This is a genomic window from Mycobacterium sp. 1465703.0 (assembly GCF_001672975.1).
GTDB lineage: Bacteria > Actinomycetota > Actinomycetes > Mycobacteriales > Mycobacteriaceae > Mycobacterium.
Genome location: NZ_LZKU01000197.1, coordinates 1 through 22,210 on the forward strand (window position 1 = coordinate 1; position 22,210 = coordinate 22,210).

A 22,210-nucleotide genomic window follows, 5' to 3' on the forward strand; every position below is an offset into this window, starting at 1 on the left:
GGGTTGATGTTGGTGAAGGCGCCGGCCTGCCCGTCGACGAGCTTGCCGTCGATCATCATCTTCGACTCGAAGCGGACCTTTACAGCCTCAGTCATATCTGTCACTCTCTTCTGACTCGTTAGAGGGGCGCCCGCACAGCGCTGGTTACCCTACGGGGAGCCTTACTGGAAACTAGCCGATTGGCAAGTGCGGGCGCGGCGCGGGCCGGTTATTGGGGGTCGAACAGCACCGGTACCGACGTCGGTGATCGGAAGACCTGCCCGCGGATATGCGGGTCGTCCCCGTCCGGGTCGAGCCGAAGATTGGGCAGCCGGTCGAACAAAAGGTTGATCGCGGTGCGCATCTCGAGCCGCGCCAGGTGCATGCCGAGGCAGACGTGAACGCCGTGCCCCCAGCCCAGATGCGCCCGGGCCTCCCGGTGGATGTCGAACGTGTTCGGATCGGGATAGCGATCCTCCTGCCGGTTCGCCGAACCGAGCATCGGCATCACCGTCGCCCCGGCAGGAATCGCCACGCCTCCGAGTTCGGTGTCGCGAGTCGCCACCCGGGTGATGGTCAACAGTGGTGATTCCCAGCGCACACCCTCCTCGATCGCCTGGGGCAGCAACGATCGATCCGCGCGGATGGCATCCAGCTGCGCCGGATCCGACAACAGCGCCAACAGCAGGCTGCCGAGTGCGCGGTAGGTCGTCTCGACGCCCGCGGGCAACAGCAGTCGAAGAAACGAGAAGATCTCCTCGTCCGCGAGCTTCTCCCCGTCGATCTCGGCCGCACCGAGGGCGCTGATCAGGTCGTCCTTCGGTTCGGCCCGGCGCGCCTCGAGTATCGGCGCGAAGTAGTCGCACAGCGCGGCCGAGGCGGCAAGCCCGCGTTCGGGGTTCATCAGCCAACTCAGCAGCGAAATCGACCACCGCTGGAACTGTGGGTAATCCTTTTCCGGCAAGCCCAGCAAGCCCGCGATGATCTGGCTCGGGTAGTCGAAGGTGAATTGCTTGACCAGATCCGCCTTGCCATTGGGCGCGAACTTGTCGATCAGGCTGTTGGCCACCCGGCCGACCAACTCGTCCTGCCAGCGCGCCAATGACTTCTGCGAGAACGCCTTCGATACCAACGAACGCAGTCGGCCGTGGATCGGCTCGTCCATGCCGAGCATCACGCCTTCACCGAGCACGGGTCCGAATGCGGCGATGACGGCGGCCGAGGAGAACGTCTCGTTGTCGCGCAGCATCTGCTGGATGTCCTCGTGGCGATACACGATGAACATCGGCAGCCCCTCCTCGTGCGGAAGCGCTCCCGACGTCTCGAGTCGCTGCACCGGTTCCTCATGGCGCAGCCGGGCCAATTCGGTGTACGGGTCACGCACGTCACCGGATATCGCGTCGTCGAAGGCGCCGAAATCCTGTAGGTCGTCGAAAAGTTGTTCCATTATTTTCCTTCCCTCCCCTGTTGGCGCCGTGCTACCAACGCGGTCAGGCGCTGCAGCACCGGCTGCGGAAGAACGCGTGCGGCAAGGACCATCGCCTTTTGGGCGGTCGTCAGCGGCCACGCGCCGTCCCGCATCGACCCCTGTCTGGGTATGCCCAGTACGGTCCGCGACATGTGGTGCATGCCCGAAGCCGGCAGAACGCGGTTGAACGTCAGCAGCATGGACGCATCCGGCCCCACACCGCGGCGCCGGAAGGGCGCCTCGTCGGCCAGCGCCTTGACCAGGCCGTCGGTGAACCGCTCGGGCGGCCGGGCCATCTTCATCGCGAAGCGCCCACGGCTGTTCATGGTGGTGTGCAGCCGGGCGTAGGGGCCGCCGAAATTGCGATCATCGATAGTGCCTGCGTCGGTGATGATTTCGGTGTCATAGGTTCCCGACACCAAGATGGTGACACCGAGACCGAAGGGCGCGATCTCGCACGCCATCGATTCGCCCCAGCGCTCCATGGCACTCTTGGACGCCGAGTAAGGCGCGGTGCCCGGTTGGCCGCGGACTCCGGCAGTGCTCGCGACCAGCACGATGCGCCCCTGCCCGGCCGCGCGCATCGACGGCAATAAGGCCTTGGTGAGTTCGACCGGCCCGAAGACGCTGGTGGCGAACATCTTCTGCCACAGCGCCATATCGGTTTCTTCGACCATCCCGGCGGCGGAGATCCCGGCATTGTGCACCAGGGCGAAGGGCGCGCCGACGGCTTCCTCAATTGCCTTGGCGGCTGCGGAGATCGACGCGGAGTCCAAGAGGTCGAGCTGCACGCCGATCAGTCGGTCGTCCTGGTCAGTGGCTCCGGTTGCCTGGCGCAGCAACGGAATCCCGCGATCGGGTGTCCGCATCGCGGCGACCACCCGCCATCCTTCGCGATACAGCCGCACCGCCGAAGCGAAGCCCAGTCCTCGGGATGCGCCGGTGATGACGACGGTGCGCGGCTCAGCCATTGTTGCTCGCGGTGGCACAGGCGCCTTCCCCCGGCGGCGGCGGGTCGACGTGCGGTCGCCCGTTCGGTTCCCCGCTCGCCCAGGTCGACCAGATGCCGACCGAATAGGGGCCCTGGGCGCCCGCCTTCTCGTAATACCCTTGCGGGTCATAGACTTTGGCCTCTGGATAGGGCCACGGGCAGGCCACCGAGGTGGTGGCATGACTGACCTTGATGACCCAGAACCATCCACCGTAAGCGAAGTAAGACACGTTGATGATGGCAAACATCACCACGAATGTGCCGAGCGCCGGACGCGCCGGGAACAACTTCGCTTTCGCGGCAAGCTTTTCCGCGACCGACTTACCGGTGTCGTCGCGGTAGCAGAGGATCGCGGCCGGCACCATCACGAAGCACACCGAGAACGATTCCCAGATCAGCGGGAATTGGAATGTGGTGCCGGTGAACACCGAACCCCAGGGGATCACCTGCGAGTAGATGTACATGCCCCAGTGGATCAGGATGTTTTCCAGGAAGGCATCGAAGATGAAACCGATCACCAGCGTGATCAGACCCAGGCTGACCAAGGGATGCCGCGACACATAGCTTGTCGGCCCGTACTTCGCCTGCAGTTTGCGCAGCAGCCAGACCGCCGGGAAGTAGGGGCCGAAGTAGAACATCACGTAACCGAAGACCACGAACGGCTCGACCGTCGGCGACAACGACACCAGTGGCCAGGATTCCGGCCAGTGCACCAGATCGGGGTTGTAGACCGCGAACGGCGACCAGTTCATGATCGGGTCCTGCCACACGATCAGGGTGGTACACAAGAACATCAACATCACCGGGCTGCCGGGGTTGCGGCGCCAGCCCCTGATGAAGACGATCAACAACAAAATCAGCGCCCCGACCGTGGCCCAGTCCAGGAACCCGATGTAATCCAGCCCGAAGGTGAACTTCACCGGGCGCGGCCGGCCATGCACATTCGGGTTGGCCACCCGTGGGTCGAGGGCGACGCGGCAGTTCGCGATGAAGAAGAGCGCGAACGCCGCCAGGGCCGCACCGGCGATCCAGCCGCCCCAACCGCGCTTGCCCTTTCGCTGCGGTGCGGTCGGTTTCTCTTGCGCGGCAGGCGGTGTGGGCTGTTCTTGGGAAATCGAGTCCGTCATCGAGTCAGCCTTCCTCTCCGAAGCGGTCCACCAGATGGGAGTTGACGCCGTCGGCATCCAGGGTCCGCGCCACCAGATAGCCGGCGCCCATCCAGGCCCGGCGGGTCCACTTGCCGAACGACACCCGCGTGCCTGGCGCCCCCGACGCGGCGGGCATCATCTTGACCCGCTCCAGGGCCTCTTTGACGCCGCGCGGGCTAAGTGGATGGGCGTCGGTGAATGCGCGCACAAGTGTCGCTGCGACGTCGCGGTTCACCACAGTCACGCAGAACTCTGGGCGACTGCCGTTGTACTTTTTCGCGTAGCTGTCCAGGAAGTCCTGACCGATTTTGTTCGCCTCGTCGTACTGGTCGACACCGGTCCAGCCCATGAACGCGTTCCACATGATCGGGTTGACCCAGGCGTTCTGCCACGCGGTGGTGGTGAACCGGGGCGGATCCCAGCCGAGGGACTCGAGCGCCGGGTTGATGAAGACGATTCCGAAGCCGAAGCCCAGGTGCACGATCGCCTCGGCCTTGGCTTCGTGCAGCGTGCGCACCGCCTCGTTGATGTCCTGGGCCGTTTGCGCGATGGCAACTTCCGCGACGATCCGAATGCCTTTGCGCCGGCAGGCACTTCGCAGGTTCTTCAGGTAACTCTCACCGATGAGGCTCCGCTCGACCAGGACACCGATTTCGGCGAGCCCACGTTTGGCGATGAGGTCGGCCAGGAAGATCGGCTCATCGGTCATCGATCCCTGGGGGAAGGCGAATGTCCATTCGCCCAACCAGTCGTCGGTGCCGGTCACGCTGATCGCGGGTACCTTGAACCGTTCCTCGATCGCTTCTCGCAACGGCACGCAGTTATCGGTGATGTTGGGCCCGAAGACCACCAGGCAGCCCTCGTCGACCAGTTCGGCGTACGCGTCGATCACCGCCTTGACCGAGCCCTTGGGCAGCCCCTCCACCTCGCGATAGATCATCTGCACCGGACGGTCCATCAGCCCCTGCGCGACGGCCTCTTCGAAGATGAGGTCGAAAGTCTGGGTGAAGGAGGCGAACAGATCCTCGGGGAATCCGGGCGGCAGGGTGAAGTCCATCAAGTAGCCGACCTTGATCGGCTCGGCGCTGCTCTCGTAGGACATCCGACCTCCTAGGTGACAACTTGGCGCACGCCGAATCGGCAAAACCTAATATTTGTTCAGACCCTAGCGGGGGCGGTATGCAGCGTCAATCTTCGAAGCCGTCAGACCCGTCCGAACCGAGGTAGATCTGGATCATTTCGTTCAACGCCTTGCCCACCGCCACGTCGTCGGTCAGTGGGCCCGCGATCGCGGCCCTGGCCGCCTCTCGCATGCCCAAGCCCTCGGCGATCAGCCTGCCCGCCGCAATCAGCACCCGCGTCGAAGCCACCTCACGCAGCCCGCCCGTCTCCAGCCGGCGGATGGCCTGTCCGAATCGGACCAACTCTGCCGCGGTGGCTCGGTCCACGCCCGCTTCGTGCGCAACGATCCCCTCTTCGATATCGGCTGCGGGGAAATCGAATTCGATGGCCACCATCCGTTGGCGTGTCGAATCCTTGAGATCCTTCAGCACGCTCTGATAACCGGGGTTGTAAGACACCACCAAGCCGAAACCGGGGGCGGCGTCCAGCGTGATGCCCAGTCGCTCGATGGGCAGTTGTCGTCGATAGTCGGCGAGCGGATGCAGCACCACGGTGGTGTCCTGCCGGGCTTCCACCACCTCGTCGAGGTAGCAGATCGCACCCTCACGCACCGCCCGGGTCAGTGGGCCATCCACCCACACGGTCTCGTCACCCTGCAGCAGGTACCGGCCGACCAGGTCGGCGGTGGTGAGGTCGTCATGGCAGGCCACGGTGATCAGCGGCCGGCCCAGGTCATAGGCCATCGCCTCGACGAATCGGGTCTTTCCGCACCCCGTCGGGCCTTTCAGGACCAGCGACAAGCCCTGGCGGTAGGCCGCCTTGAAAACGGCCTCTTCGCTGCCGACCGCTTGGTAGTAGGGCCGCACTTCTCCCTTTCCGTCCGCGCCGGACGGACCGCCGTTGACGTAAGCAAGCCCGGACTCGTTGGCCATAGCTTCCTTTCTGCAGCCTCCGGCGATTGGAGCCTAGCCGGAACAGATGTTTGTTTCAAGTACTCAGACGGGCGTCGGCGGACTTCTCGTTCGCCAACTGCGTTCTGGCACTTGGCATCACCGACACCCGGCGGCGAACCTCCGCTGAGCGCAGTGCGGAGCGGAACAGCGGTCCGATGACACCGGCAAGCTGATCGGGACGTGCGATGGTCGCGTGTGCGGTACTGCCGAACACCCTGCGCAGCGACTGCACGTCGGTTCCCGCGCCGATCGTCAGGCAGACACAGCCCGTCCCCCGGCGGCGGGCTTCGGTCAGCGCGCGTCGCGCGTCCGCGGCACCGTAAGCCCGCTCATACCCGTGGTCGTAGGCGAGTCCGTCGGACAGCAGCACCAACAGCCGCCGTGACGTACCGCCACGCGCCTCCAAAATCGCCGAACCGTGCCGGATCGCCGCGCCAAGGCGTGAGTACGCGCCGGGTTCCAGGCTGTTGAGCCGCCTGATCACCTGGGCATTGAGGTGGTCGTCGAACCGCTTCACCGGAACCATGCTCACCGCGCGCCGGCCCTGCGAGTAATAGGCGTACAACGCCACCCGATCACCCAGGTCGTGCAGCGCCACGGTCAGGTTGGAGACCGCCGCGCGCTGTTGTTCGTGCACCGTCCGCCCGACCGTTCCGGGTTCGCCCGCCGAGCCGGACACGTCGAGCAGGAGCAGCACCGACAGGTCGCGCCGGCGCCGCAGGCTGTCCAGGTACACCGCCTCATCGGGCACCGATCCGGCCCGCACTTCGACCCGGGCCTCCACCGCCGCGTCGATGTCGATGTCGTCGCCCTGCGCCTGCCGGTGCCGGCGGTGCAGCCCCATGCCGAGCCGGGACAGCGGCCGCCGCACGCCGATGGCGTCGTCGATCGCTTGAGTGGCCGACGCTTTGATCTGCGGCTCGACTTCGCGCACGGTGCACCACTCGGGCCGGTAGCTCTTGCGGGCGACGTCCCATTCGGGATACCGCACACCGTCCGCGGCGTTTTGGCCGTCGTGATCGGCGTCGCCGTCGTCGTCGCCGGAAGTCGAGGCCAGCGACGCGACGGCGTATGCACCGCGCTTGCCGGAGTTGGTGCGGTGGGTCGGGTTATCGGCGCCCGGTGGGCCGCCGCCGCTTCCGGTCTTCCGCGCCGAGGACAGCATCTTCTTCAACCACTTGCCGATGAATCCGCCACCGCCGACCGGGCTGGTGAACAAGTCCGGATCGTCGGACTCGTCGACCTCACCGTCGTCGAGTTCTTCGAGTTCCTGTGCGCCACTACGCCGCGGGACGTGCCCGGGTTTCGCCTCGTCGTTTCGTTCGGTCACCGTGGCGCAGGCGGCAATTACCTTTGCCGCACGGATCACGCCGAACTCGGGCGCCGGGTCATCCAGCGCCACCCGTGAGGCGGCGATGTCCAGCGACGCGATGGGTGAATCGCTGCGATCCGCGATGTCACGGTCGCCCAGCGACGCCAAAACCTTTGGTAGCAAAGGCGCATTCGCAACCAGCGCGCGGTGGCCTTCGACCGCCAGATAGCGCTTGGCCAGCTTGCGGTGCCGAACCAGGCGACCCACGACATCGGGATCCAGGCTGCCGGCCGCGATCATCGAGGCCTGCACGGCTAAGGCTTTCAGCGCCTCGAGTTGCGGGGCAGCGGTGGCATCCAGGTGAATCGTCTGGCCGTCCGTCCAGGCGGGTTCGCCCGGTGGCAGGCCGGCGACCGCGACCGCTCGGCCCGCGAGGGCTGAGGCAAGCATGCCCAGGGCCTGGTAATGGTCGGCACGGGCGTCGTCCCCCACGCTCAACCTCCGGATTGTTGACCAAATATCTGTTCCACCGTAGAGTCCGGCTGAACAGCAGTCAATGAATCAGGAGCACACGATGATTGACTTCACCGGCCAGGTGGCGGTGGTCACCGGGGCCGGTCGGGGACTCGGCCGGCTCTACGCGCTGGACTTGGCCCGCCGCGGGGCGGCGGTGGTGGTCAACGACCTCGGTGGCTCGATGCGCGGTGACGGTTCGGACTCCGCTGTGGCCGATGAAGTGGTCGACGAGATCAAGAAGGCCGGTGGTATCGCGATCGCTTCATACGACTCGGTCGACAATCCCGCCGGCGGCCAGGCGATCGTCGACGCCGCCGTGCACGCGTTCGGGCGGCTGGACGCGGTGATCAGCAATGCCGGCATTTTCGGCAGCGTGCCCTTCGAAGACCTCTCGCACGACGACTGGACGCGGATGCTGCGCGTACATCTCGACGGCGGCTTTCATCTGTCGCAGCCCGCATACCGGGTGATGAAGAACAACGGCGGCGGACGATTCGTGTTCATCTCGTCCTCGGCGGGAATCTTCGGTCAGCCGATGGAAGCGCACTATGCGGCGGCCAAGGCCGGGCTGGTCGGATTGACGAACGTCATCGCCATCGAAGGCGGATCGCACGGGATACTCGCCAATTCCGTTATGCCGACCGGCTTCTCACGCATGGTCAGCGAGACCGTCGGCGACGAGAAGTTCCTCGCCGAGTCCGGCTTCATGCAAGCCATCAGGCCCGAACTCGTCGTGCCGCTGGTGACATTTCTCGCCAGCACCGCCTGCACGTTCACCCATCGCAACTACTCCGCGGCCGCCGGCCGCTATGCGCGGGTGTTCGTCGGGCTGGCCGAGGGCTGGCTCGCCGACGTCGCGAGCCCGCCCACGGCCGAAGACATCGAGGCCCATCTCGAACAGATCTCATCGACGGAGAAGTTCATCGTGCCGGCATCGATCGTCGATGAGGTACTGGAAGTCTGTGCGCGACGCGGTGTCAGCCCGATGCCGGACAACGCCGAGGTCGCATTTCCCGAACCCCAACGCAACGGGAGCTGATCGTGGACCAATTAGCAGACCACCGATGCCTCATACGATCGGCCACTTGCGGCGTCGCGCATGGCCGCCAACGTCATTGACCAAATATCTGCTCAACCGTAGAGTCCGGCTTGGTCACAGTTCAAAGGCTTTTGACGCGCTGAAGACAGAGGAACGTGGACTTTTCATACCCGGCGGAAGTCGAAGAATTCCGCACCGAACTGCGTGACTGGCTGTCGGATAACCTGACCGACGAGCTGGTGGCGGCCCGCCGGCCCACCGGCCGCGACGACGCCGCTTTCGAGATGCTGCGGGCGTGGAACGCGACCATGGCCGACGCGGGCTGGGCCGCGGTGTCCTGGCCCCCCGAGTACGGCGGGCGGGGCGCGACGGTGCTCGAGCAACTGGTCTACACCGAAGAGACCACGCGTGCTCGAGCTCCCATGCCGCTCAACGTAATTGGGTTGAACAACATCGCACCGGCCATCATGCAGTACGGCACCGAGTCCCAGAAGCTCACGCTGCTCCCCCGGATGATGCGCGCCGACGACATCTGGTGCCAAGGGATGTCGGAACCCGAAGCCGGGTCCGACCTCGCGGCGCTGCGCACCCGCGCCGTGCGAGATGGTGACGACTTCGTGGTCAACGGCCAGAAGATCTGGACCTCACTGGGGCATCGGGCCGACTGGTGTCAGCTCTACGTGCGCACCGATCCCGAGGCACCCAAGCACAAGGGCATCTCCTGCCTGATAGTCGACATGACGCTGCCGGGCATCGAGGTCCGCCCACTGGTGACGCTCAACGGTGACGCCGACTTCGCCGAGGTGTTCTTTCACGACGTCCGGGTGCCGGCGGACGCATTGCTCGGACCGCTCAATGCGGGCTGGCAGGTGGCCACCACCACGCTCAGCCATGAACGAGCCGGGGCCGCCAGACTGTACGCGGAGATGCAGGTCCGGCTCGAAGAGTTGGTCAACGATCTCGCGGCGGCCGGCACCGGCGCGCTACAGGATGCGGTGACGCTGCGGCGACTCGGCGAAATCGCGGTCCGCATCAAGTATCTCGAGGTCCTGTGTCAAAGGTCGATCTCGGCGTCATTGCACGGCGGTGATGCGCTGGGGTCGGCCAGCCTCGCCAAGACGGTGTGGGGTGAAATCGGGCAGGACTTGGCCACACTGGCCTTTGACGTGCTGGGCACCCGTGGATCCGGCGCGCCATGGGCGAACTACCGTCTGACGTCGCGGTCACTGACCATCGCGGGCGGCACCACGCAGATCAACAAGAACATCACCGCGCAGCGGGTATTGGGGTTGCCGCGCAAATGAACCTCGAACTCAACGATGAGCAGGTGGCCCTGCGCGACACCACACGGCGCTTCCTGGCCGAAAAGGCGCCGATCTCGCCACATGTGCGGGGGTTGCTCGACGATCCCACCGGAACGGATCAGACGGTGTGGCGCGGTCTCGCCGATCTCGGCACCACCGGCCTGCTGGTGCCCGAGGACTGCGGCGGCGCCGGCATGACCATGGTCGAGGCCGCCATCGTTGCCGAAGAGCTAGGCGCCGCGCTGCATCCGGGACCGTGGTTGTCGACCGCGGTGGCAGCCCCCCGCGCCCTGACCCGGCTCCGGGCCAACGACGTCGCACCGGAGTTGTTGCGTGGCATCGCGGACGGCACCACGGTGGCCGCCGCCTGCTTCCTGGGGTCAGCGGACGACGGCGTTGCCGCGAGCCGGCACGGGGACGAAATGGTGTTGCGCGGTGAGGTTACCGCGGTGCCCGACGCCGGCGCCGCCGACGTGCTACTCGCAGTCGCCGACGATGGACCGGCCGCCGGGCTCTACGTAGTGCGGGCCGACTCGTCCGGGGCGTCGATCACGTCCGAGCACGGCATCGATCCGACCCGCAAGCAATTCCGTGTCACGTTCGATGCAGCGCCCGGGCATCGGCTGGCGGTGGCTGCTCCGGATGACGTTGCAGCGGTGATCGACGACGTGCTGATCGCCGCGGCGGCCGACGCGCTCGGCGCAGCGCGCGCCGTCATGCACCTCGCCATCGAATACGCAAAGAGCAGAACGCAATTCGGCCAGCCGATCGGCTCCTTCCAGGCGATCCAGCACCTGTGTGTGGACATGTTCGAGACCGTCGAACTGGCTCGCAGCGGCGTGATCCACGCATCCTGGGCCAGCGACGCGTTCCCCGGCGGCGACGGCCAATCCGGTGATGAGCGCCATCTTGCCGCGCTGCGGGCCAAGGCGTTCGCCGGGCGGCTGGCCACTGTGGCCGACACCGCCATCCAGGTGTTCGGCGGGATCGGCTACACCTGGGAGCACGATGCGCATCTCTACCTCAAACGCCTGCTGAGCTGGAGTGCGTTCCTCGGCAGCCCCGATGAGTACCTCACCGAACTCGGTGCGCGCCTTGCCAAGAGAGGCAATCAATGACGGAGATCGAGTACCTGCTCACCGCGACCCCCTCGGCGCGCAAGTCGCTCGACCTCAACGTGGCCGTCGATCTCGCTGATATCCGCGAGTGCCTGCGGATCGGGCTGCAGGCCGCCAACGGATCGAACGCCCAGTCATGGCGTTGGCTGGTGATCTCCGATCCGGCGCTGCGCACCGCGATCGCCGAACTGTATCGCCAGGCCTACCTGCTGCGCGTGGGTGGACAGCTGATTGCCGACCTGATGCCGGCGGGAACGCCCGAGAGCCGGGTGATGTCGTCGACGGAGTGGCTGGTCGAGCACATGGCGAAGGTGCCGCTGCTGGTAATCCCTTGTTATGAGCCCTATTTGCCTCGCATCGAGGGCGATGAGTCCTTCCATCTGGCCACGCTGTACGGCTCGATTTTTCCACCGGTGTGGAATTTTCAGCTGGCGTTGCACACCCGGGGCTACGGGACGTGCATCACGACGCTGCATCTGCATCACGAAAAAGAAATCGGCGACCTGCTCGGCATTCCGCCAACCTATGTTCAGGGTTGTCTGCTGCCCGTCGGCCGCCTGCGTGCGGGCCACACGTTCTCCCCGGCGTCCCGGCGGCCGCTCGAGGAAGTCGTTGCGTGCAATCGCTGGGATGGCCCGCCGCTCTAGAATGGGTTTTCACCGCTTTGTGCAGCGCATTCATCCCGCACAGTCTGATAACCTCTAACAAAGATTTGGTTCGGTATTGAGAGGACGAATGGGTATGTTCGCCAACCCGCAGTCGTCCGGATTCGCACACCGCTAATCATGCCGAGAGCCGACTCATTGCGCGCCCGCGGCACAGCTGATTCTCCAACGCGGCGCGCCGAGATCCTGGCCACCGCCGCGTCGTTGATCGCATCGTCGGGACTGCGGACCTCGTTGCAGGAAATCGCCGATGCCGCAGGCATTCTTCCCGGCAGCCTGTATCACCATTTCGAATCCAAAGAGGCGATCCTCGTCGAACTGATCCGCCGCTATCAGGACGATCTGGAGCGCATCGGGCGGGCCGCCCAGGCGAATTTGGACGAACCCGACGCCCGCCCGGTTGCCGAGCAGATCATCGAACTCGGGTCGGCGATCGCCAACTGTGCCGTCGAACATCGCGCCGCGTTGCAGATGTCGTTCTATGAGGGTCCGAGCACGGATCCGGAGCTGATCAAGCTGACGCAGCAGCGGCCCGTGGCGATCCAGGAGGCGATGCTGCAGACGTTGCGCGCCGGCCGGTGGAGCGGCTACATCAAACCCGACATCGACCTTCCCACTTTGGCCGACCGGATCTGTCAGACCATGCTGCAGGTCGGCCTTGATGTCATGCGTCATAAATCCGCCACCGACCAGGTGGCCGGGCTGCTGTGCCGAATCATTCTGCAAGGCTTGGCAACTCGTCCTCCAACCGACTCGGCGCTGGACCGGTCGAAGGCCTTCGCCGCAGCCGAGGACGTCATCGCAACGTGGTCCGACGACAGCGAGGCGGACCCCCGCGACAAGGCGGCACTGGTGCGTTCGGTGGCACGAACGGAATTCGGCCGCAGAGGTTATGAAGTCACCACCATCAGGGACATCGCGTCGGCCGCAGGCCTCGGTACCGGAACCGTGTATCGGGTGATCGGGTCAAAGGACGAGCTGTTGGCATCGATCATGGAATCCTTCGGCAGGAAGGTGGAGGCGGGCTGGGTCAACGTGCTGCGCTCGGATGCCACGCCGATCGAGAAGCTGGACGCCCTGAGCTGGGTCAACGTCAACGCGCTCGATCGATTCTCCGACGAGTTCAGGATTCAGCTGGCCTGGATGCGCCAGTCACCCCCGGACACACCCAACCCGGGATGGCTGTACGCCACCCGGCTGCGGCAGATGAAAACGCTTCTCACCGAAGGGATCCGGTCGGGAGAAATAAGTGTCGACGCACCATCCACCGCGATGTTGTCGCGCTGTGTCGTCGGCTTGCAGTGGATTCCGGAGAACATCCTTCAAGACGTGGGCACCCGGGCGGGGTTGGTGCACGCTCGCGACACCGTGCTGCGGGGCGTCGCGGTCCGCGGCAAGTAAACCTCAATTAACCGCCCCGCTATTGAACCAAATAACTGTTACCCATACAGTTGAGCGGTTAGAACCGCGTTGGCATTATCCGAGAAGGGGATTTCCATGACCATTGTCGATCGGTTGCGCTACGACGGCAAGCGCGCTCTCGTTGTCGGTGGCGCGACTGGCATGGGCGCCGCGGCGGCCAAGTCGGCGGCCGAGCTTGGCGCCGAAGTCATCGTGATGGACTACGCGCCGGTGGACTACAAGGTCGCTCAGTCCATCCAGGTGGACCTGCGTGATCCCGCGTCCATCGATTCCGCCGTCGAGCAGCTGGATGGTCCGATCCACGCGGTGTTCTCCGCCGCCGGCGTGGCGGACGGAACGATCGATCTGATGAAGATCAACTTCATCGGCCACCGCCACCTGATCGACCGCCTGCTGGAAAAGGACCAACTGCCCAACGGCTCGGCCATCTGCTTCATCTCCTCGGTCGCCGGCATGGGCTGGGAGAACGACCTGGACCTGATGCTGGAATTTCTGGCCACGCCGGACTTCGCGGCGGCCGAGGCATGGTGCCAGGCGCACGAATCCGAAGGGATCAACCACTACGGCACCAGCAAGAAGGTGATCAACACCTACGTGGCGACCCAGGGCTACCCGCTGGCCAAGAAGGGCATTCGTATCAACGCGATCTGTCCCGGCCCGACCGACACCCCGCTGGCCCAGGCCAACGCCGATCTGTGGCTGTCCTTCGCCCAGGACTACCGCGACGAGACGGGCTCGAAGGTGCACACGCCCGAGCAGATGGGTGACGTGATGGCCTTCCTCAACAGCGAGGCGGCCTGCGGCGTCAGCGGGATCACCATGCTGGTGGACTCGGGCCACACCATGGCCTCGATGACCGGCGCCTACGCGCCGGGCAAGCCGATCATCGACATCATCATGGGCAAGGTAAAGCTCTAACGGCGATTGGGATCAGCCGCGCTACGGTCGGAGGCATGGCAAAAGTCATCGTCATCGGCGGCCACGGCAAGGTCGCGTTGCACCTGGCCCGCATCCTGACCGAGCGCGGCGACGAGGTGAGCTCAGTCTTCCGCAATCCGGACCACTCCGACGACGTCGCGGCCACCGGCGCCAAGGCGGTGGTGGCCGACATCGAGCAGCTGGACACCGACGCACTGGCTGGGCTGGTGGCCGGGCACGACGCCGTCGTCTTCTCGGCCGGTGCGGGGGGTGGCAACCCGGAGCGCACCTATGCCGTCGACCGCGATGCGGCGATCCGGGTGATCGACGCTGCCGCGCAGGCAGGCCTCAAACGCTTTGTGATGGTGTCGTATTTCGGCGCCGGACCGGATCATGGTGTGCCGCAGGATGATCCGTTCTTCCCATATGCCGAAGCCAAGGCCGCCGCCGACACCCACCTGCGAGCCAGCGACCTGGACTGGACGGTGCTGGGCCCCGGCCGGCTCACACTGGAACAGCCGACCGGCAAAATCGTGCTGGCGAAGGGCAAGGGTGAGGTATCCCGCGCTGACGTTGCGCTCGTCGCGGCCGCCGCGCTGGCCGATGATTCGACCATCCGGCGAACCATCGAATTCAACAACGGCGACATCCCCATCGCGGAAGCGTTGGCGAACTGACTAAACTCCTCCCCCGCAGCTCGTATCCCGTCGTCCCGTCCCCGCGGCTGCTAAACCGAGTTCCTGAACGACGCGTTGCGAAACCATGAAACGAATACCGGTGTACAGGCTCGGACGCCTGTTCGGCCGATAGCGTGCAGTGCATGGCGAACGACGTCGTCGACCAGGTGGCAACGCGAGACGGCCGACGTCTCGCATATCTCGAAGTCGGAGACCCCGATGGGCCGCTCGTCATCCATAATCACGGTGGACCGAGTAGCCGACTGGAGGCACGCCTCTTCGCTGATTCGGCCTCGAAGAATCGACTCCGACTTGTCTGTGTGGATCGACCTGGTATGGGACGGTCCAGCCACCAGAAGGCACGGTCTTATTCTGGCTGGGCCGACGACCTGACGACGGTCGCGGACGCGCTGGGATACCGCGAATTCGGCGTCACAGGCTGGTCGGAAGGTGGCCCGTGGGCGCTCGCCGCGGCCGCCTACATTGATCCCGTTCGGCTGCGCCACGTGAGCAGCATCGCGGGTGGAAGCTACGGAGCATTCGGGGACAACTGGGCAGCTAGTCATCTCTCCAAGATCGACGCGCTAGGCGGTTCCCTTGCACTGCGCCTGAAACCCGCCTTCAGCATGATGTACGCCATCCTGGGCATAACTGCCAAACACTTCCGCGGGTCATTCGTCAAACAAATTCGGAAGTCTGTCAACGAGTACGACCGGCGGATACTGGTTCGCCCGGAGATCGAAGCCGCCTTCAGCCAATCGTGCGCCGAATGCTTCGCTCACGGTTCCTGCGGATTGGTGCACGACGCTGAACTCCTTTATCGGAGCTGGGCTTTTGACGTGTCAACCATCGCACGGCGAGTCCACATGTGGCAGGGGCTCGATGACCGGCTTGTCCCCGATCCCATCAACAAGGCGGTGGCCGACGCAATGCCCGGTGCCGCGTGGCATCCGGTCGCCGGTGCCGGACACTTCGTAGCCGTGGGGACCGGGGACGAAATCATTGCAATCGCCGCCGAGGAGCTGGGTGGTCGGCAGACTCGTTGAAAGGTAACCGAATTCGGCGCGGGCCGTCGACTCGACCGAGGGTGGTGCAGCGAATGCCGGGGCACGCCAGTGTCGCGATGACGCCGGATACCTACGCCGATCTGTTCGAGTCCTATCTGGCTGAGTGACCCCGCCACCAGCGGAGTAAGCTGCGCTACGCAGCTGGTTTGCCGTGCCGCAGCATGTGGCGCCGGCATCGCGCGAAGCAGGATGTTAGTCAGGCTTCGTAAGAGGGAACCCGGTGAGAATCTGGGACTGTCCCGCAACGGTATGCAGGAACGACCGCCGTCAGAGTTTTTGGCAAGCACTGGTCGCAAGACTGGGAAGCGACGGCCATTAGGAGCACCATCGGAGTGCACGCCTGCGAGTCCGGAGACCTGCCAGCTGTGCCGGACGCGACCGCGTCCGGCGGCTCATCGCCTCGTGGAATGGGCGTTAGGCTGCAGCCGTTGCGGTTAGTACTTGGGTACGCACCGCTGACGGATCGGCTGCACGTCCGCCGGCGGTGACCACCACGCCGATTGAAGGACGAATATCGTGACCGCTCAAGCATTTACTGCAACCGTTGTCGGCTCGCCGCGCATCGGCCCGAAGCGCGAACTCAAGCGCGCCACCGAGGGCTACTGGGCCGGACGCACCAGCCGTGCCGACCTGGAGACCGTCGCTGCCACCTTGCGTCGCGACACGTGGAAGAGCCTCGCCGACGCCGGCCTGGACTCGGTGCCGGTGAACACGTTCTCCTACTACGACCAAGTGCTCGACACCGCGGTCATGCTGGGCGCGCTGCCAACCAGGGCCGCGCAGGTTTCCGATGACCTGGACCGTTACTTCGCCGCGGCGCGGGGCAACGAAGACGTCGCGCCGCTGGAAATGACCAAGTGGTTCGACACCAACTACCACTACATCGTTCCTGAGATCGAGCCCGCGACCAAGTTCGCGCTGAACCCGGACAAGGTGCTCTCGGAGCTGAAAGAAGCTCTCGAACAAGGTATTCCGGCCCGCCCGGTCATCATCGGGCCGATCACCTTTCTGCTGTTGAGTAAGGCCGTCAATGGTGGCGGTGCGCCGATCGAACGGCTGCAGGAGTTGGTGCCGATTTACTCCGAGCTGCTGTCGCTGCTGGCCGATAACGGCGCGCAGTGGGTGCAGATCGACGAGCCGGCGCTGGTGACCGACATTTCGCCCGACGCACCGGCACTGGCCGAGGCGGTCTACAACGCACTGGGCAAAGTGAGCAACCGTCGTCCCGCGATCTACGTGGCCACCTACTTCGGCGACCCGGGAGATTCGTTGGGCGCGTTGGCTCGCACACCGGTCGAAGCGATCGGCGTCGACCTGGTCTACGGCGCCGACACCGCTATCGCCGCTGTACCCGAGCTGGCCGACAAGACGCTGGTGGCCGGCGTGGTCGACGGTCGCAATATCTGGCGCACCGACTTGGAGGCCGCGCTGGGCAAGCTGGAGACGCTGAAGGGTTCGGCCGCCAATGTGGCGGTCTCGACGTCCTGCTCCACGCTGCACGTGCCGTACTCGCTGGAGCCGGAGACCGGCCTGGACGATGCGCTGCGCAGTTGGCTGGCGTTCGGACAGGAGAAGGTCGCCGAGGTGGTGACGCTATCGAAGGCGCTGCACGAGGGCCGCGAGGCGGCCGCCGAGGCCATCGAGGCCTCCAACGCCGCCGTCGCCTCGCGCAAGAGCGACCCGCGGCTGCACAACGACCAGGTCCGCAGCCGGATCGCCGAGATCGTCGCGTCCGGAACGCACCGCGGTGATGCGGCTCAGCGCCGCGCCAGCCAGGATGAGCGGCTGCATTTGCCGCCGCTGCCGACCACCACGATCGGGTCGTTCCCGCAGACCGTAGAGATTCGCAAGGCCCGTGCCGCATTGGTCTCCGGTGAGATCGACGAGGCCGAGTATCAGCGGCGGATGAAGCAGGAGATCGCCGACGTCATCAAGTTGCAGGAAAGCCTCGGGATCGACGTGCTGGTGCACGGCGAACCGGAGCGCAACGACATGGTGCAGTACTTCGCCGAGCAACTGGACGGCTTCTTCGCCACGAAGAACGGCTGGGTGCAGTCCTACGGCAGCCGGTGCGTGCGCCCGCCGGTCCTTTTCGGCGACGTGATCCGCCAGCACCCGATGACGGTGGAGTGGGCGAAGTATGCGCAGTCCCTGACCGACAAGCCGGTGAAGGGCATGCTGACCGGTCCGGTGACGATCCTGGCGTGGTCGTTCGTCCGGGACGACCAGCCGCTGGCCGACACCGCCAACCAGGTGGCGCTGGCCATTCGTGACGAGACCGTGGATTTGCAGTCTGCCGGTATCGCGGTGATCCAGGTGGACGAGCCGGCACTGCGGGAGCTGCTGCCGCTGCGTCGCGCCGACCAGGACGACTACTTGCGTTGGGCGGTAGGGTCTTTCCGGTTAGCCACCTCCGGCGTTGCGGACTCCACTCAGATCCACACCCACCTGTGCTACTCGGAATTCGGTGATGTGATCGGCGCGATCGCCGACCTGGACGCCGATGTGACGTCCATCGAGGCGGCACGGTCACACATGGAAGTGCTGGATGACTTGAACTCGATCGGGTTCTCTAACAGCGTGGGCCCGGGCGTCTACGACATTCACTCGCCGCGGGTTCCGAGTACGGGTGAGATGGCCGAGTCGCTGCAGGCGGCGCTGCGCGCGGTGCCCGCCGAGCGGCTATGGGTAAATCCCGACTGCGGATTGAAGACCCGCAACTCCGACGAGGTGAAGGCGTCGCTGAAGAACATGGTCGCCGCTGCCCAGCGGGTCCGGGCCGGCGTCTAACCGGCTAAGCCAAGGCCGAGCGTCACGCTAGTGTGGCGCTCGGCCTTCGGCGTCACTCTGTCGTCACATCCGACAGCACCTCGATGGGAACGTCGTCGGCCCATGGTTGGCGGACGACCATGTCGGCGACCCGGACGATGCCGCGCTCGAATTCACCGGTAGCAGCGTCGACCAACCGGTAGGCCTGCGTCTGCTTGTGAATCGGTTGCGCGTCAAGCAGAACCACGCGGACCTCGCCCGGCTGGAAGTGGCAGCGCTCTTGCAGGGCGGCGATGAGTTGCTCGTTGTGCATGTGACCGTCGCCGAAGTTCCATCCGATGGCGGTGCTGCAGATCCGCTCGCCATCGGTGATGACGTAGTCGTCTTCGTTCTGGCCCGCCATGGCGCGGTGCGCCAGCGTGAACAGCGCCCGGCCGTGAGTGTTGAAGCCGCGGAAGGCATATCCCATGTAGATCGGGATCTGCGCTGCCTCCGGACTGCCGTAGAACCGCTCCAGCTGGGCCTGCGGCATGCTGGCGATCGCCACGATGCCCCTGTCGATCTTGTCGCTGGCCGAGGGTTTGATGCACCACAGTGTGGTGTCCCAGTTGCCGGCGTAATACCGCATACCTGGGAGGAATGAGATTTTGCGCGGGAACATGTTGCCCAACAAGACGATTCCCGCGATGACGACGAACAGGACTGCCACCACCACCGGGTGCCGAAGGTCGCTCAGCCCGACGTGGGTGTGGGCGACGAACAACGACAACACCCCGAAGATCATGAAGACGTTCCACTCCAGCGGCACACCCATCGGAATCGAGACGAGGATACCCAAGTGGAAACAGACCATCACGATGGCGGCCACCGTGACGGGCCAGCCGCCGTGGCAGAAGAAGAGCGGTAGCGGCACCAACATCTCGATGGCGGTGCTCAGGTGCGCCACCCACCGTGAGAGCCGGCCGGGCCGCAGATCATCCGGGAAGTTCTCGAAGAAGCGCCGTTTCAGCCAGCGGGGCCGCACCAGCGGGTTATTCGACATCATCGTGGAGATCACGAACGGAAAGTGTTTGTTCAGCTTGGATGTCGCGGCACCCATCCAGATCACCAGGAACACCACCTTGGACCCGACGATCATGTCGGGCGCACCGAACAAGAACGTCACCGCCATGGTCGCGTACACCTCGCCCCGCGCGGCCAGGAAGATCACCTTGTCGCGCAGGCTGACCACCGCGAGAACCAACAGGATCAGCACGATCTTCCATGCGGGCAGCAGTCCGATCGTGGTGCCCAATTCCGGCATCGGTCCGGTGCCGTCGGCGAACAGCGCCGCAAAAGTCAGCAGCAGAAACAGCGCGTACAGCGCGACATCGACCGGCTTGCGTTTGGTGCCCTTGGTGAGGGGGACTCGATCCGGCCAGGGTGGCAGCCGGATGGTGCCGAACCGCATCCAGTACAGGATCGAGCCCATCGGCGGAAAGAACCGGTTGTTCAACGGCCCGAAGCCGCAGCCCAGCCCGATCACCTCGAAGAGCATCGTGTAGAGCACGACCTTCTCGAACACGATCGGCTCGGACCACCAGGACGCGACGTGCGTGAATCCGCCGAGGCCTCTGGTGGCCGACGCGAACAGCCACGCGCCAAGGATGTAGAGCAAGATCTTGACGACATAGAACAGATGCAGGGCGACCGGTGTGCCGAAACCCACCTCGGCCCAGTGCTTGGCCATCGGCCGGATCTTGTCGCTGCGGGTGCCCTTGTTCCATTCCGCCATGTCGAGCTGCGGCAGCTCGGGCTTCAGAAATCCCATGGTTTGACAGACTAGAACCCGTTCTAGGCTCGCGTACTGCAACCGTGGTCAAAGAACCCTTTGCTTACGGCTTTCCCGCCGATACCGTTGAATTCGGGTCGGCGTGTGCTGAGGGGGATTTCCATCATGAGCAGGCTTCGGTCCCTTGCACTGGCGGGAGTTGTCACCGTCTTCGCTCTCGCGCCCGCCGGAGCGAGCGGTGTCGCCCGCGCCGACCCGCCCGCGCCCGGCGATGAATGCATGGTGTTGCACGCGACCACGCGGGACGCCAACGACAGGCTGATGTGGTGCAACCCGACGATGACCGGCCCGCACACCCTGGTATGGCAGTACGGCGGCCCTTCGTAGCGGTCATTATTTGATTAACTTGTGCGCCAACCCGTTTGAACCATCATGGCGCCTGCTCGAACACCGTCGTGCATCCGGGGCGCGCGAACTCGCGTGGAAATCTGCGTTAACCGGCCACCGTTGGCACCCGACCGGTGTACTTTGCTGCTGGGGTAAGCGAGGTTGAGGAGCCAGGCGTGTCTGAGGTCGACTATTGCGTGGTCGGAGCGGGATTCGCGGGTTTGACTGCCGCGCTGCGGCTCAACCAGGCGGGCCATTCGGTGGCCTTGCTGGAGGCGCGTGATCGCGTTGGTGGTCGCACTTTCACCGAGACCCGGGCGGACGGTACCTGGATCGATCGCGGCGGCGCGTGGATCGGTCCGGGCCAGGACCGGATCTATGCGCTGATGAACGAGTTCGGTGTGCCGGAGTACAAGCAGCACAACGACGGCGACGCGATGATGATCGTCGGCGGCAAGAAACACCGCTACGGCGGCACCATCCCCTGGACAGTCAGCCCGTGGGCGGTCGCCAACCTCGGCCTCGGTTTGGCCGCCATCGAGAAGATGGCCAAAGAGATTCCGCGCGAAGCCCCGTGGGAGGCGCGGAAGGCCCAGGAGTGGGACCGAATCAGCATCGGGGAATGGATCCGCAAGAAGTCCATGTCCAAAGAGGCCGCCGAGATGCTGGACATGGCCTTCGCCGGCCTCTACACCTCGGCGGGGTCGGAGACGTCGTTGCTGTGGGGGCTGCTGCAGACGGCGTCTGCCGGCGGACTGACTTTCGCGATTTCAGGTAAGGGCGGCTCCCAGGATGCCCGTCCTGTCGGCGGGATGGGTGCCTTGCACCGCCCGATGGTGGCGGCATTGGGCGACGCGCTGCACCTTTCGCAGCCCGTCCGGCAGATCGCTCAGGATGCCGACGGCGTGACGGTCAGCGCGGCCGATCTGACGGTGCGGGCGCGCCGCGTCATTGTCGCGATCCCGCTGGCGATCGCGACTTCAATCCTCTATGAGCCAATGCTTCCGGTGGATCGCGCATTTCTGCACCAGCGCATGCCCAGCGGCGCGGTCATCAAGACCTCGCTCATTTATGACGAGCCGTTCTGGCGCGCCGACGGACTCTCCGGCCAGTCAGCCGCACCGGGATCGCCGGCCACGCTGACGATCGACGCCTGCACGGACACCGCGGACCCGGGAATCATGTGCGTCATCACCGAAGGGCCCGCGGCGCGTCGGCTGACCCAACTCGACGAGGCCGAGCGCAAAGCGGTGATCATCGGCGAACTCGTCGACCGGTTCGGCAGTAAAGCCAAGGCGCCGTTGGAATTTCACGAACAAAACTGGACGGTGGACCGCTATTCCGGCGGCGGCATGATCGGCCACGCCCCCACCGGTGTGTTGACCGAATTCGGATATACCTTGCGGGAGCCCTGCGGCCGGATCCATTGGGCCGGTACCGAAAGCTCGGCCATCATGTGCGGGTGGATCGATGGGGCGATTCGCTCCGGCGAGCGGGCCGCGACCGAGGTCGCCGAAGCCGAGACCGTGGCGGTCGCGTAGTCGGCGGTCGGGTGGCCGACGTCGGCAGCATGTCCGGGGCAAA

General features: G+C 65.1%; 18 protein-coding genes and 1 riboswitch. Of the genes, 11 read left to right on the forward strand and 7 right to left on the reverse strand.

What is annotated here, in order from left to right:
- Positions 1-208 precede the first annotated feature (208 nt).
- From A5625_RS18175 to A5625_RS18200, 6 genes are all read right to left on the reverse strand, one after another.
- Positions 209-1,426, reverse strand: coding sequence for a cytochrome P450 (locus A5625_RS18175; RefSeq protein WP_066996895.1), 1,218 nt, complete (start codon positions 1,424-1,426; stop codon positions 209-211).
- Entirely contained in the window at positions 1,426-2,418 is a 993-nt protein-coding gene (locus A5625_RS18180) for an SDR family oxidoreductase (protein ID WP_066996898.1), read from the reverse strand. The genes A5625_RS18175 and A5625_RS18180 overlap by 1 nt, the downstream gene beginning before the upstream one ends.
- Positions 2,411-3,553, reverse strand: a complete 1,143-nt coding sequence (locus A5625_RS18185) for a spirocyclase AveC family protein (RefSeq protein ID WP_066996969.1) — start codon at positions 3,551-3,553, stop codon at positions 2,411-2,413. Before A5625_RS18185 ends, A5625_RS18180 begins: the two co-directional genes overlap by 8 nt.
- Before the next feature lie 16 nt (positions 3,554-3,569).
- On the reverse strand, positions 3,570-4,688 hold the full coding sequence (locus tag A5625_RS18190; protein ID WP_066996901.1) for an ABC transporter substrate-binding protein: 1,119 nt from the start codon (positions 4,686-4,688) through the stop codon (positions 3,570-3,572).
- Positions 4,689-4,773: 85 nt separating this feature from the next.
- On the reverse strand, positions 4,774-5,640 hold the full coding sequence (locus A5625_RS18195; RefSeq protein WP_066996904.1) for a CbbQ/NirQ/NorQ/GpvN family protein: 867 nt from the start codon (positions 5,638-5,640) through the stop codon (positions 4,774-4,776).
- Positions 5,641-5,695: 55 nt separating this feature from the next.
- Entirely contained in the window at positions 5,696-7,465 is a 1,770-nt protein-coding gene (locus A5625_RS18200; RefSeq protein WP_066996907.1) for a nitric oxide reductase activation protein NorD, read from the reverse strand.
- A gap of 82 nt (positions 7,466-7,547) precedes the next feature.
- Between A5625_RS18200 and A5625_RS18205 the strand changes: the two genes are divergently transcribed.
- The 9 genes from A5625_RS18205 to metE all read left to right on the forward strand — a co-directional run bounded on the left by A5625_RS18205 (position 7,548) and on the right by metE (position 18,489).
- The gene (locus A5625_RS18205; RefSeq protein WP_066996971.1) at positions 7,548-8,528 is read left to right on the forward strand and encodes an SDR family NAD(P)-dependent oxidoreductase; all 981 of its coding nucleotides are present in this window, start codon (positions 7,548-7,550) and stop codon (positions 8,526-8,528) included.
- 155 nt (positions 8,529-8,683) lie between these two features.
- Positions 8,684-9,832 carry an acyl-CoA dehydrogenase family protein gene (locus A5625_RS18210; protein WP_066996910.1) on the forward strand — a complete coding sequence of 383 codons (1,149 nt, stop codon included), beginning with the start codon at positions 8,684-8,686 and terminating at the stop codon, positions 9,830-9,832.
- Entirely contained in the window at positions 9,829-10,950 is a 1,122-nt protein-coding gene (locus tag A5625_RS18215; protein WP_066996913.1) for an acyl-CoA dehydrogenase family protein, read from the forward strand. The genes A5625_RS18210 and A5625_RS18215 overlap by 4 nt, the downstream gene beginning before the upstream one ends.
- A complete protein-coding gene (locus tag A5625_RS18220; RefSeq protein WP_066996916.1) occupies positions 10,947-11,597 on the forward strand; it encodes a nitroreductase family protein in 651 nt (216 codons plus the stop codon). The genes A5625_RS18215 and A5625_RS18220 overlap by 4 nt, the downstream gene beginning before the upstream one ends.
- Before the next feature lie 138 nt (positions 11,598-11,735).
- Complete coding sequence (locus A5625_RS18225; RefSeq protein WP_066996919.1) at positions 11,736-13,016, forward strand: TetR/AcrR family transcriptional regulator; 1,281 nt, start codon at positions 11,736-11,738, stop codon at positions 13,014-13,016.
- A gap of 96 nt (positions 13,017-13,112) precedes the next feature.
- Positions 13,113-13,955, forward strand: a complete 843-nt coding sequence (locus A5625_RS18230; RefSeq protein WP_066996922.1) for an SDR family oxidoreductase — start codon at positions 13,113-13,115, stop codon at positions 13,953-13,955.
- A gap of 35 nt (positions 13,956-13,990) precedes the next feature.
- The gene (locus tag A5625_RS18235) at positions 13,991-14,632 is read left to right on the forward strand and encodes an SDR family oxidoreductase (protein ID WP_066996925.1); all 642 of its coding nucleotides are present in this window, start codon (positions 13,991-13,993) and stop codon (positions 14,630-14,632) included.
- A gap of 143 nt (positions 14,633-14,775) precedes the next feature.
- Positions 14,776-15,678 carry an alpha/beta fold hydrolase gene (locus A5625_RS18240; protein ID WP_066996927.1) on the forward strand — a complete coding sequence of 301 codons (903 nt, stop codon included), beginning with the start codon at positions 14,776-14,778 and terminating at the stop codon, positions 15,676-15,678.
- 197 nt (positions 15,679-15,875) lie between these two features.
- Positions 15,876-16,078: riboswitch (cobalamin riboswitch) on the forward strand.
- Positions 16,079-16,215: 137 nt separating this feature from the next.
- Complete coding sequence (metE, locus tag A5625_RS18245; RefSeq protein ID WP_066996930.1) at positions 16,216-18,489, forward strand: 5-methyltetrahydropteroyltriglutamate--homocysteine S-methyltransferase; 2,274 nt, start codon at positions 16,216-16,218, stop codon at positions 18,487-18,489.
- 52 nt (positions 18,490-18,541) lie between these two features.
- Here the strand turns inward: metE and A5625_RS18250 are convergent, their stop codons facing one another.
- The gene (locus A5625_RS18250; RefSeq protein WP_066996933.1) at positions 18,542-20,278 is read right to left on the reverse strand and encodes a DUF3556 domain-containing protein; all 1,737 of its coding nucleotides are present in this window, start codon (positions 20,276-20,278) and stop codon (positions 18,542-18,544) included.
- A 126-nt stretch (positions 20,279-20,404) separates the two neighbouring features.
- Between A5625_RS18250 and A5625_RS18255 the strand changes: the two genes are divergently transcribed.
- The gene (locus tag A5625_RS18255; RefSeq protein WP_066996974.1) at positions 20,405-20,626 is read left to right on the forward strand and encodes a hypothetical protein; all 222 of its coding nucleotides are present in this window, start codon (positions 20,405-20,407) and stop codon (positions 20,624-20,626) included.
- 176 nt (positions 20,627-20,802) lie between these two features.
- A complete protein-coding gene (locus tag A5625_RS18260; RefSeq protein WP_066996936.1) occupies positions 20,803-22,167 on the forward strand; it encodes an FAD-dependent oxidoreductase in 1,365 nt (454 codons plus the stop codon).
- Positions 22,168-22,210 lie beyond the last annotated feature (43 nt).